We start from the raw sequence: 12913 nt of genomic DNA on the forward strand, positions 1-12913 counted from the left end.
AGTTGCCAGATGAAGACTCCGTTAATTCTCCGGTGCTTCTTCAATCATCTGTTCTCGGGTGGCCTGAAACTCGTCGCCTTCATTCCATTCCATCATCTCCTCCTGATTGAGAATGTCGAAACTGGTTCGGAAGAAAAGGCGCACATCCTGAACCAATCCGGCGGGATCCCAATATTCATTGATCTCATCATTCACGGAATGATAATTAGCAGTATCCACGCTGTCGACGGTTTCGCCCCAATTTTCAGGTTTGTCGATATAATCCTGACCCGGGTTGGGGAAAATAGCCGGAATTCCTTTTTTGGCAAGAGAGAAATGGTCAGATCGATAAAAATATCCTTGCTCGGGGTGCGGATCAGGTTTTACGGTTCGGCCGGTTTCTTCAGCATATTTTTCAAAAACAGGAGTGATGGAATTTCGTCCGTAACCCACTAACACAACATCCTCCGTTGGGCCATAGACCTGCATGCCGTCCATATTAAAATTAGCGGAAATTTTTCCCGGATGAACCGTCGGATGATTTGCCCAATATTTGGAACCCAATAATCCCATCTCTTCAGCGCTCACAAATAGAAAGAGGGCACTGCGCCGCATGTCCGGTTCCACTTCTTTATATGCTTTTGCAAGATTCAGCAGAGTGCTCACACCGGCGGCATTGTCAAGCGCGCCGTTATTAATGGAGTCGCCCTCAACCGGCGTAGTAATTCCCAGGTGATCGAGATGAGCGGTGAAAACAACATATTCATCCTTTAAGTCGGAATCATTTCCCGCAATTTCTCCAACTACATTTTTGGAAGACATATTGCTGTAATTCGCTTCTAAATCAACATCTACCGTAATTCCTTCAAGAGGAACGGGTTGGAAATCCGGATCATCAGCAGCTTCAAGCATATCGCTCAAATTTTGTCCGGCGGCTTCAAAAAGTTCGGAACTGACAGATTCGGTCAGCCAGCTATCAAAAGCGGGCATGTTTTCTGCTTCGCCTTCAGTGCTTTTCAGGTAAAACTGCTCGCCGCTCCAACTATTGGAAACTACATTCCAGCCATATCCTGCTGAGGGAGTGGTATGCACGATAATGGCACCAAGTGCTCCCATTTCGGCCGCTTTTTCAAATTTGTAACTCCAACGTCCGTAGTACAGTCTTGCATCGCCGCTAAAGAGGTTTTCATCAAAAGAAGGATCACTATTTTTAAAGACCAAAACTTTACCTTCAACATCGGCATCTTTATAATCATCCCAGTCAAATTCCGGAGCCTGGATTCCATATCCTACATAGAGCAGTTCGGCATCATTCACGTCAATCTGTTCTCCTTCATTTGCCGGCCACGCTACAAAATCAGTACGGAATTCAAGATCGTTCAGAACCTGGCCGTTTTGTTTGATGACAAACGAAGCCGAAGAAGGTTCAACAATCTGGCCCAGAAGCGGAAATTCCTGAACATATGAGCCATCCTCCATTCCCGGCTCAACCCCCAGATTTTCCAGTTCGCTGATGATATAATCAACGGTTTTCTCTTCTCCTTCCGAGGCAGTGGCGCGTCCTTCAAAGTCATCGGATGAGAGGGTCTCGATATGAGAAAGCAACGTTTCTTCGGTAATGATTTGAGCGGCTTCCTCAGGATTTGTTGCCGGGCCTGAAGACTGACAACCGACAATCAGCAAGACAACAAAAAAGATGGAGCCAAAATGAAATCTGTTCATAACAAAGGATTGGGTTCAATTTTATGAAAAGTAAGGGTTTCGCTACCAAGGTGACAATAAAAAGGATGATAGGGGTCTGTATATTTTCAGAACTTCAAAAACATTTTTTACAGGTCGGCAGATTTTGTAAGCTTCAGGGAGAGATGATGAAGTATTACCAAAATAAAACCATTCTGATTACCGGCGCAGCAAGCGGAATAGGAAAGCTTTTTGCAGAACGGGTTTCTGAAGTTACAGGCGTTCGATTGATTTTGTGGGATATCAGTGCGAAGTCCCTTCAAAAAATGGAAGATGAGTTAGCACCAAAGACGAAGGTAGTTATTTGTGAACTGGATGTTACGGATTCCGGCCAGGTTGAAAGAGAGGCGAATCATATTATGGGGCAGAAAATCATTCCGGATTTAATTCTGAACTGTGCCGGAATTGTGAGCGGAAAGCTGTTTCATCAATATAGTTATCAGGAAATTGAGCAAACTTTGAATGTGAATGTAACAGGAAGCATGAATGTGGTCAGGGCATTTCTGAATGAAATGATCCATCGGGGAACGGGCCATATTGTAAACCTGGCATCGGCTTCGGGTTATATTGGCAATCCAAGAATGAGTGTGTATGCCGCCAGCAAATGGGCAGTTATGGGGTGGACCGAATCGCTTTACCTGGAGATGAAAGAACATCAAACCGAGGTAAATGTAACAGCGGTTGTACCAAGTTATATCAATACCGGGATGTTTGAAGGCGTGAAGGCACCGCTGCTCACACCTATTCTGGAAACCGATGATATTGTTGAGAGAATGTTGAGAGGAATTGCCAAACGGAAACGAACGATTCAGGCACCGTTTATGGTGAGATTTACGCCTTTTCTGAAAGGTATTTTGCCAGCTTCGGTATTTGACTGGGTAGCAGGAAGAATTTTTGGTGTTTATAAAACGATGGATTCATTCAAGGGAAGAGGAAAGTGACCTATGAAAATTGAAGAGATTATTACAAAGCAGAAGTTGGCGTTTCAGGATGGAGTGACCCGAAGCTTTGAAGCACGAAAAAGCAACCTTGAAAAACTTCGGGCTCTTGTTTCCGAAAATGAGGATGCACTTTGCAATGCCATGAACCGCGATTTCGGCCGGCCGCTTTTTGAATCCTATGTTACAGATATCAACACGGTGCTGCAGGAGATCGATTTTCACCTAAAAAATCTACAGGACTGGATGGAACCGGAACCTGTTGCCACCCCCATGATTTCATTTCCCTCAAAAAGTGTGATGTATAAACAGCCTTTTGGAGCGGTCCTTGTGATATCTGCGTGGAACTACCCGGTTTATCTTTCCTTTATGCCGTTGATTGGAGCTATTTCTGCTGGAAATACCGTGGTTCTGAAGCCTTCGGAAATGGTGCCTGAAACCTCGGGATTGATGAATGTACTGGTCCAAAAATATTTTGATGATGAAGTTTTATGCGTTGTTGAGGGAGGCGTGGACGAAACGACAGAACTTCTTCATCAACTATTTGATAAAATCTTTTTTACCGGGAGCACCAGGGTTGGGAAAATTGTGATGAAAGCCGCGGCTGAACAATTGATTCCGGTTTTACTTGAGTTGGGCGGAAAGAGTCCCGCCATAGTTCACCACGATGCCGATATTGATGTTAGCGCAAAACGAATTTGGTGGGGAAAAACCATCAACGCCGGTCAAACATGCGTGGCTCCGGATTTTGTAGCCGTTCATGAATCGGTTCACGATGAGTTCATTGAGAAATCAAGAAAGATATTGGCTGAATTTTATCGAGATGATTACAAGCCGGGCGAGAACTACGCAAAAATCCTGAACGAATCGCATTTTGAGAGATTACAAGGGCTTTTGGATCAAAGCGAGATTTTGTTTGGAGGAATCACTCGAAAAGAGAACCTGTTTATTGAGCCGACCATCATCAAAGCCAATTGGGATGATGAAATAATGAAGGAGGAGATTTTTGGTCCGCTTCTGCCGGTTTTAACGTATTCCGGTTCCGACTCATTGATTGAGATGTTGAGAAATAAACCGTCTCCATTAGCATTGTACTTGTTTACGAAAGATCCGGAATTTGAGGAGAGAATTATTCATGAAGTTCCATTTGGCGGCGGTTGCGTGAACGAGACGATTCAGCATCTCGGAAATTTGAACCTGCCTTTTGGCGGTGTAGGAAACAGCGGCATGGGAGCCTACCACGGCAGGCACAGTTTTGATGCATTTAGCCGAAATCAGGCCGTCATGAAAAAAGCGTTTTGGCCCGATCCGGAATTTCGCTATCCGCCGTATGATGAAAAAGTAAAAACCTGGTTTAAACGGATTTTTTCCTGAGGAATTTTTTTGAAGAAGGAGGGAATCAACAAAACCTGACATCATGAAATCAAAAATGTACAAAGCACTTGTTGCTGAAGAGAAGAACGGAGGGTTTGTTCAATCCGTCAAAGATCTGAACACCAAAAATTTGCCGGAAAACGATGTGTTGATCCAGGTTCAGTATTCATCGCTCAATTACAAAGATGCGCTATCTGCAACCGGTCATCAAGGGGTTACAAAAAAATATCCATTTACACCGGGAATTGATGCGGCCGGAATTGTAGAAACAAGCAAGGATGATCGATTCAAAACCGGCGACAAAGTGATTGTTACCAGTTATGATTTGGGAATGAACACGCCGGGCGGATTTGGTCAGTATATTTCGGTTCCGGCTGACTGGATTGTTCCTCTGCCAAATGGATTGACATTGAAAGAAAGTATGATGATCGGTACTTCCGGTTTGACCGCCGCAATTGGCATTGAAAAGATTTTGGATCAGCATGTAAAACAGAAATGTGGTGACGTATTGGTGACGGGTGCGACCGGTGCAGTAGGATCTTTTGGAGTTGCTTTATTTTCTCATTTGGGATTTGATGTAATTGCAGCGACCGGGAAAATGGATCAAGCCGATTATTTAAAAAGTTTGGGAGCTGCTAAAGTGATTCACCGCAATGAAGTTGCAGAAGTCGAATCCAAGCCGATGCTTTCTTCAAAATGGGTAGCGGCGCTGGACACCGTTGGCGGGAAAATGCTGGATGCGGTTTTGAGACAAACATCTCACAATGGAGTGGTAGCTTGCTGCGGAAATGTATTGGGGCATAAATTACAGACCAATATTTACCCCTTTATTCTGAGGGGGATTAGTCTGATGGGAATCGATTCCGGAATTGCTTTGATGCCGGATCGGGTCAGAATTTGGAACAAACTCGCGGCTGATTGGAAACCTGATGTTCTCAAAGAGTTCTTTCGGGAGGTGCCTCTTATTCATCTGCCCAAAGAGATTAAGCGAATTCAAAAAGGCGAGCAGGCAGGTAAGGTATTGGTAAAACTCCAAAGCTGACTTTTTTGATTTTGTTTAAAAAAGCCAGGCAAATCGATTCAGTATTCACCTGGCCCGGAGTAGTAATTCAGAGTAAACCCGCGAAGTTCAATTTCTGTTAATAGAGGATGGTTTTAGAAAACTCAACAGAAATTACTTCGCGGATTTTTAAAATGCGTGTATTACAGGGAAATTCCTGCAACGATATAGAACTGCTCAGTATCCGGATTAAGAATTACCGCCCCGCTAAGTGGGAGAGAAAATGAATCCGTAATTTGGATCTCTTTGGAGGTGCCGATTCCGATATTTACGATCGCAAATTCATCGGGATCGCTTGAGTGCCAACCATCACCACCGCCGATAAACAGATCGGCCGGTCCGGCTGAATACCCGAGTTCGAAGTACATGTCATCTCCGTAAGAACCATCTCCGGCAAAGATATAGTTACCAGAAAGAGAGAGGTCGCCAAGTGATAAGCCCGCATTAAATTCAAACGCGTGACCTGATTCTTCAAAAAATGAACCACCTGGATAATAATAATCCGTTACACCGAGACTCAATCCGAAGTCAAACGTGTATGAAGCATACAGATCCATTTCCTGGAAACCGACACTGTTAACTTCATCAGAAATGATACCATCGATGCCTTGAGAACCCCACGCTCCAAGTGCAAAACCTTCGGCACTAAATTCAACATAAGGCTGTATGGATGGTCCCGAGTAAGCAACACCGCGCCATACATACGTGCTGACAAAGTCAACACCTGGAGAAATTTCTTGGGCCTGGGCAGTTTTTAGGTTGATGGTGGAGGCAACAATCACAGTAACAATAACAGTCAGTAACAGAGATTTTAATAGTTTTGTGATTTTCATGGTTGAGTGATTTTAATAATGTAGGTTGAGGTTGTTTTATTGAGGTTTCAAAAGGGTATTCTTATCCCATACTCCCATATTTTGGATTGTTAGAATACAGTTGAAAATGAATTGTCAGGACATATATCCCGGGTTTCCTATAGAGATGCCTTGGATAAACCCGGGATTAAAATCGTCCTAATTTTGAGATACGGTACTATCGATCCGACGGACGCTTTAGACGCTGGCCGGGGTCTTTGGTTTTGAATTACCAAATTCGGGATATGCCGTGTCATCATGTTCGTGGAGATCGAGTCCCAACTCTTCAAGGTCACCATTTACACGAACAGGAATGATAAAGCTGATGGTTTTGAATAAGATAAAGCTAATGGTAAATGTCCATGCAAAAGCAGCGACGATACCAATAACCTGAACGCCAACGACACTCCAGCTAAAACCGGCAGAGTCGAAAAGTCCTGCAGCGAGCGTTCCCCACGCGCCACAAACACCGTGAACGGCAATTGCGCCTACGGCATCATCCACGAATTTCTCAATGAACAGGGTTGCATAGTAAACAAGTACACCAGCAATGGCACCCGTAAGAATTGCAAAGCCGGGATCGAGATTGGCACATCCGGCGGTAATTCCTACAAGACCTGCAAGTACACCGTTGAGAGTTGTTGGGCCATTAGGTTTGCCCATAGCGAACCAGGTGGTAAGCATAGCGGCAGTAGCACCGGCGCCGGCCGCGAGGAATGTGTTAAGAGCAATCAGCGCTATAGAAGTGTCGCCTGTGGTCGTTGAACCGGCGTTAAAACCAAACCAGCCTAACCAGAGAATAAATACGCCGAGAGCAGCGAGAGGCAAACTGTGGCCTTTAATATCCTGAGGTTTCCCATCAATATATTTGCCAACCCGTGGTCCTACAACTATAACTGCTGCAAGAGCTGCCCATCCTCCCACGGAGTGCACAACAGTTGAACCGGCAAAGTCTATAAAACCAAGTCCTTCTAACCATCCCGAGCCGTTAAAGAGACTTCCCCACGCCCATGAACCGAAAACGGGGTAAATGACAGCGGTGAGTAATAGTGAGAATATAATATATGCCGAGAACGCGGTACGTTCTGCCACCGCTCCGGAAACGATGGTTGCTGCCGTGGCTGCAAATACAGCCTGAAAGAAAAAGAAAGTGTACGACCATTCAACGGAATAATCGCCAATATAGCTTAGCAGGAAGCCATCGGTTCCAATCCATCCTCCCGCAGTGGTTCCGAACATCAGGCCGAATCCAACAAGGAAAAATGCAAGGGAGCCCGCCCCGACATCCATGACGTTTTTCATTATAATATTAACGGCATTTTTGGCCCTGGTAAATCCAGTTTCAAGCAATGCAAAGCCAGCCTGCATAAAGAAAACAAGACATGCTGCAATGATTGTCCAAACGTAGTTCAGGTTATTCTGTACATCTTCGGCGGTAGGACCCATATCCTGGGCATTTAAAGAGCCGGTTACACATAATACCAGTAATGCAGTAAGTAATCCATATCGTAGCTTCATTATATAACTTAAACTTTAATTAAGGTTGAGTGAGTTGTTGAGCGAAGCTTTTAAGCTCGATTTAAATTAATTAGGAACAACAAAGAATCAAATATAAAAATTTAACTACCAGTATATTTGTTCGTAATTAAAGAAGATCAGTTTGTTTGTTTTCAAAAATATATTTATGGAACCGCTTTCATGAGGGAGGTTTATACTTGTGGAAAAAATCTTAATAATTGTCGCAAATGCCCAATAACACCTTATTTAATAAGGTTTATAGGGCAATGTGGAGAAGTGGATAAACTATGAAAAGGCAGGATTCCGGAGTTTTGGTTACTCATACAAATAACTTTAAATATCAGCCTAAAAATGTTTGGTTTTTTGTGGGAAAAGGGATGAAAAACAAAATAAATTTAGGTTGAATGCAAATTTTTTGTGCGTAAAAACCGTCGGATCAGAAATTTTAACACAAAAAAGATTGCAAGCCATTGTAGGTTCTGCAAATAGAGGAACTATGTTTTTAAGCCTATGATGGAAATAATTAAATAACAATAGTATGTTCATTCACAATCACTTCAACAATGACCGGAGGAAATGTGAAAAGAATAATTATTACTGCCATTGCTATATGTACGATAACAGTTTACTTCAATCCACTGAATGCTCAGCAAATTCCATCCGCTGAAAAACAAATAATGGCTGCGGTAAGTCCCGCCCCGGCCGATATGAAGGAAGGGGCCAAGGTGTTAGGCTATAATCAACAGGGGGAATTGGTTACTCTTCGAGAAGGCTCCAATGAATTGATTTGCCTGGCTGATGATCCAATGGTTGACAGATTTCACGTCGCCTGCTATTTCAAAGAAATGGAACCATTTATGGAACGGGGCCGTCAGTTGAGAAGAGAAGGAAAAGCACGAGATGAGGTTCAGGCTACCCGAAAAAAAGAAATTGAATCCGGCGAAATTTCCTGGCCTGATAAGCCAATGGCCCTTTATTCATTATCAGGATCTGAAAATGGATTTGATTATTCTTCCGGGAAACTGCGATCAGCAAGTCCTTTATATGTGGTTTACGTTCCTTATGCCACGGAGGCAAGCACCGGCATTGCTACAAAGCCGACCAGCGAGGGAGCTCCATGGTTGATGAATCCAGGCGAGCCCTGGGCGCATATTATGATTAGTACGGGAAGGACTTTAGGTGAAGATGTTGCGGGAAACTAAAATGTTGAATCATGAAAAACGGTAATCCTGAATCCCGTCAACCCAAAACAAGAAGAGAATTCATTTCTGATCTTTCGAAAGCATCAGCCGGGGGGTTGTTGCTTTCGACTCCATACCTAAAAAGTTCGCAAGCAAAAACCTGGACGGTTGGTGAAATCATAGATCATTTTATTAAAGAGATAGACGGGACGCCTTTCCCGCGGACTGTTGATACCATCAAAGCCGGAAACCGGGATATCGAAGTAACCGGAATTATTACCACAATGTTTGCCACGATTCCGGTGATTGAATATGCAATCTCTACCGGCGTGAATTTTATCATTGCACACGAACCTACCTACTACAATCATTTGGACGAAACTGATTGGCTGGAAAATGACTCGGTCTATCAATACAAATCCAAACTTCTGGCGGACAATGAGATAGCTGTCTGGAGAAATCATGATTATATCCATAGTCACAACCCGGATGGGGTTTACAGCGGACTTCTGGATAAGTTAATGTGGAAGCCTTATAGGGTTAACGAATCGCCAGCAAACCTTAAAATACCAGCGATTTCTTTGGCTAATTTGATCACTCATGTAAAAGCACGGCTTGGAATTGATACGGTGAGATATTTGGGAGATGATGATCAGCTTTGTGAAAACGTGCTTCTGATGCCCGGCGCAATGGGCGGACAGAATCAAATCCGGTTGATTAGCGAAACCAACCCGGATGTTGTACTGATTGGTGAAGCGGAGGAGTGGACAACACCCGAGTATATTCGTGACAGAAATGCCTCAGGCAAAAAGACGTCACTCATTGTACTTGGCCATACCGACAGCGAAGATCCCGGTTCTATCTATATGAAAGACTGGCTGCTGAAGAATGTCCCCGGGGTAGAGGTGACGCATATTCATTCAGGGAATCCGTTTCGGTTTGGGTGAAGTGGTCAATTCATGAAAAGAAAAAACCCCTGAAAATCAAAAGACTAACAGGGGTTTAAGTATGTGTGGGACCGGGCGGAATCGAACCGCCGACACACGGATTTTCAGTCCGTTGCTCTACCGACTGAGCTACAGTCCCTCACAGAAGAACCAAATATAAGGGCTTTGAAAACCGAACACAATCATTTTTCAAGGGAAAAAAGTGAAAAGTCGTCATAGCGAAGAAGCGGCAATCCCAAACGGGGAATAGAACAATTGGAGATTACTTCGCTTTGCACGTAATGACGTCGAATGTTTGTTTTCTCATTTTTTGCTCCCAATATGAATATCCTTCAGCCTCATTTGAATCGTCCGGCGGCCATTCCAGTTGTTCTCTTCCAAAACATATGCAATGTCAATTTGAGCGCTGTTGCAATTCCTGAGGCGGGGCTCAAATGCGTGCATGTTGAACCCGATGCAATCAAACACGGGAGAATTGCCCTGGCGGACTTTCATTTTCAAATGACCGTTCCCAACAATGGTCGGAACCCCTTCAATACACACATCTTTGCTCACAAAAATGGGCCGCATGTTTCCCGGTCCAAATGGTTCGAACTGGGTAAGGAGTTTCCAGAACTTCATGTCAATCTTCTCCAGATTGAGGTTGCAGGAAATTTCCAGTTCGGGCGTAAAATCTTTATCAGACAGATTGGTACCGGCAATTTTGTTGATTCTCCGCCTGAATTCGTCCAGGTTTTCCATGTTCATCGTAAGGCCGGCGGCAAATTCATGGCCCCCAAACTGCTCAAGCAGATCTTCGCACTCTTTCAGTGCGTCATAAATATTAAAACCTTTTATGGATCGCGCAGAGCCTTTGATTTTCCCTTCAACCGTACTCAGCATAATCGCCGGACGATAATGGGCATCGACCAGCCGGGAGGCCACGATTCCAATCACCCCCAAATGCCATTCGGGATTATGGAGAACCATGGCGGAGAGATTGTCGAGGTTGAACTGGGTTTCGAGCATTTCAATGGCCTGTTCCATCGTTTCGGAATCCGTATCCTTCCGCATGTTGTTGATGGATTCCAGCTCCTTTGCATATTGGTTCGCGGATACTCCGTCTTCAGCAATCATCAATTCTACGGCTGTGGTGGCATCGCCCATTCGTCCAGCAGCATTAATTCGGGGACCGATTGAAAACACAATGCTTGATGTGGTTACCGAACCCTCAGGGATTCTTATGCGATCCAAAAGAGCCTTGATTCCAACTCTGGGTTGTGTATTGATGAGGGTCAATCCTCGCCGCATCAAAACACGATTTTCGTCGATGATGGGTACAATATCCGAGGCAATGGAGATGGCCACGAGATCAAGAAACTTATTCGGGAGCTGTTTGGGAAGACCAAGCTTCTGTGTTGTGCCCTGAACAAGTTTAAAACCAACTCCGGCACCCGACAATCCATCAAATGGATAATTACAGTCCAACCGTTTTGGATCTAAAACAGCAACCGCATCCGGGATTTCATCGCCCACGGTATGATGATCACAGATGATGAGGTCAATGCCTTTTTCCTTGGCATATTTAGCTTCTTCGATGGCAGTGATGCCGCAATCCACAGAAACAATGAGATCGGCGTTGTTTTCAAGTGCATATTGAATGCCGTCTGGATTAATGCCATATCCTTCTTTAAAACGGTGAGGAATGTAATAGTCTACATCCAGGCCAAAGCTTTTCAGGAATGTATAAAACAGGCTGACGGCAGTGGTTCCGTCTACATCATAATCTCCGTAAATAACAACTCGCTCGTGATTGCGGATAGCCTTGGAAAGGCGGCAGGCAGCAGCCTCCATGTCCTTCATCAGGAATGGATCGTGAAGGCTCTCTTTTTCTGGTCTGAAAAATGATTTGGCTTGTTCGTATGTGCTGATGCCACGGATGTTTAACAAACAGGCAATTTCCGGCGGAATATTGAGTGATTGTTGTACATCATAGGCAGACTCTCCCCTTTGGGGTTCGGAATAGACCCATCGATATGACATGATTATTTCTCTGTTTTATTATCATTTAAAAAGTATGAGGGCTTCACCCCGGCCATACCATCCTGCGCATCCCGTCACTTGAATTGAAGATGAGATGCTTCAGAAATAATCGATTCTCTTTATTAAGTATCATTATAAAAAAGAGAAAGACAAAATTGTATTGTTGTTTTTTTAAACAACAGACATCCTCAGGAAAATAGTACAACACAAATGCACCTTTACTGTAATCAAACAAATCATCCCGCTTTTGAGTTTGTAAAATTATTAAACTGAGAAAAAAAGTAACAGAGATTGGGCGGGAGTTCATTTAAAAAGATGCACCTGTAGCGATCCTTTAGTATCATTGCCTTTGAGCCTGCGATGAATCTACAGACAAAATGAAGGAAAACCGCAAACATATTTTAGTGACGGGTACGCATCGTTCGGGGACAACCTGGGTGGGCAGAACGCTCTCTCAGCCACCCAACGTAGAACTGGTTTACGAACCGTTTAACCTGGAGACGACCCGTTACAATTTCGAGTATAAATTTGATTATTGGTTTGAACACGTTCCTACATCAAAAAAGCGACGGGAAATTGAGAGAGTGTTCGATCAATATATTCCGAATAATTTTTTGCAGTACCCGGCCAAGATTTGCCGCGAAAGTGGATACAGCCTGAAAACGCCCCTCATTTTTGCAAAATATCTTCTTTTAAGCTCCAATCGTCCGCGGTTTTTATTGAAAGATCCCATTGCGCTTTTGTCGGCGGGTTGGCTTTATGAGAGGTATGATTTAAAAGTGATTTGTATGATTCGAAATCCGCTTGCATTTACAGGCAGCTTAAAAAAGCAGGGCTGGGATTTCGACTTCAGGAACTTTTTGCAACAGGAGGAGCTTTTGAATACCCGGCTCTCGCCGTATAAAGAAGAGATGCAAAGAGTGTATGAAAAGGGTGATTTTATTGATCGGGTCAGTCTCCTTTGGAACGTGTTGAATTTTGTGATTCTGGATTATCAAAAACGGTATCCGGAGTGGTTTTTCATGAAACATGGAAAGCTGGCCCGAAAGCCGGTGAAGAATTTTCGCCGAATGTTTGATTACCTGGATTTGGAATTCACTGACGAGATTGAAATTTACATCAGAGAATTTACCTCCGGGAAAAATCCGATGGAGGCGAAATCAAATAAATACCAGCCCCGGGATGCCGAACAAACGGTTGAGGCGTGGAGAAACAGGTTAACCGAAGAAGAGATTGAACGGGTGAGGGAGGCTACATCAAAAATCTACCATGAGCTTTATCCAAAAGGAAGTCTTTAACTGAA

10 protein-coding genes and 1 tRNA gene are annotated in these 12913 nt (G+C 43.9%); 6 read left to right on the forward strand and 5 right to left on the reverse strand.

Annotated elements, in window-relative coordinates; genetic code table 11:
- Positions 1–21: 21 nt before the first annotated feature.
- Positions 22–1701 (reverse strand): M28 family peptidase, encoded by a 1680-nt coding sequence (locus L0B18_RS04090; protein WP_234568113.1) that lies wholly within the window; start codon positions 1699–1701, stop codon positions 22–24.
- 143 nt (positions 1702–1844) lie between these two features.
- On the opposite strand from L0B18_RS04090, the gene L0B18_RS04095 reads away from it, so the two are divergent.
- The 3 genes from L0B18_RS04095 to L0B18_RS04105 are packed head-to-tail and all read left to right on the forward strand — an operon-like array spanning position 1845 to position 5073.
- On the forward strand, positions 1845–2660 hold the full coding sequence (locus tag L0B18_RS04095; protein WP_234568114.1) for an SDR family NAD(P)-dependent oxidoreductase: 816 nt from the start codon (positions 1845–1847) through the stop codon (positions 2658–2660).
- 3 nt (positions 2661–2663) lie between these two features.
- Complete coding sequence (locus L0B18_RS04100; RefSeq protein ID WP_234568115.1) at positions 2664–4031, forward strand: aldehyde dehydrogenase family protein; 1368 nt, start codon at positions 2664–2666, stop codon at positions 4029–4031.
- A 43-nt stretch (positions 4032–4074) separates the two neighbouring features.
- Positions 4075–5073 (forward strand): YhdH/YhfP family quinone oxidoreductase, encoded by a 999-nt coding sequence (locus L0B18_RS04105; protein WP_234568117.1) that lies wholly within the window; start codon positions 4075–4077, stop codon positions 5071–5073.
- 161 nt (positions 5074–5234) lie between these two features.
- On the opposite strand, the gene L0B18_RS04110 is transcribed toward L0B18_RS04105, so the two are convergent.
- Both L0B18_RS04110 and L0B18_RS04115 read right to left on the reverse strand, forming a co-directional pair.
- The gene (locus L0B18_RS04110) at positions 5235–5924 is read right to left on the reverse strand and encodes a TorF family putative porin (protein WP_234568119.1); all 690 of its coding nucleotides are present in this window, start codon (positions 5922–5924) and stop codon (positions 5235–5237) included.
- Positions 5925–6140: 216 nt separating this feature from the next.
- Positions 6141–7460, reverse strand: coding sequence for an ammonium transporter (locus L0B18_RS04115; RefSeq protein WP_234568121.1), 1320 nt, complete (start codon positions 7458–7460; stop codon positions 6141–6143).
- Positions 7461–8038: 578 nt separating this feature from the next.
- Here L0B18_RS04115 and L0B18_RS04120 point away from each other — a divergent pair.
- Positions 8039–8662, forward strand: a complete 624-nt coding sequence (locus L0B18_RS04120) for a hypothetical protein (protein WP_234568123.1) — start codon at positions 8039–8041, stop codon at positions 8660–8662.
- A gap of 11 nt (positions 8663–8673) precedes the next feature.
- Positions 8674–9588, forward strand: coding sequence for a Nif3-like dinuclear metal center hexameric protein (locus L0B18_RS04125; protein WP_234568126.1), 915 nt, complete (start codon positions 8674–8676; stop codon positions 9586–9588).
- Positions 9589–9654: 66 nt separating this feature from the next.
- Here L0B18_RS04125 and L0B18_RS04130 read toward each other — a convergent pair.
- Positions 9655–9727 (reverse strand) — tRNA-Phe (locus tag L0B18_RS04130).
- Between the two features lie 164 nt (positions 9728–9891).
- A complete protein-coding gene (gene recJ, locus L0B18_RS04135; RefSeq protein ID WP_234568129.1) occupies positions 9892–11610 on the reverse strand; it encodes a single-stranded-DNA-specific exonuclease RecJ in 1719 nt (572 codons plus the stop codon).
- 377 nt (positions 11611–11987) lie between these two features.
- Here recJ and L0B18_RS04140 point away from each other — a divergent pair, with 377 nt between their 5' ends.
- Positions 11988–12908: a sulfotransferase domain-containing protein gene (locus L0B18_RS04140; protein ID WP_234568130.1), complete on the forward strand. Its 921-nt coding sequence runs from the start codon at positions 11988–11990 to the stop codon at positions 12906–12908.
- The last annotated feature ends 5 nt before the right edge of the window (positions 12909–12913 follow it).

Source organism: Rhodohalobacter sp. 614A (genome assembly GCF_021462415.1).
Lineage (GTDB): Bacteria > Bacteroidota > Rhodothermia > Balneolales > Balneolaceae > Rhodohalobacter.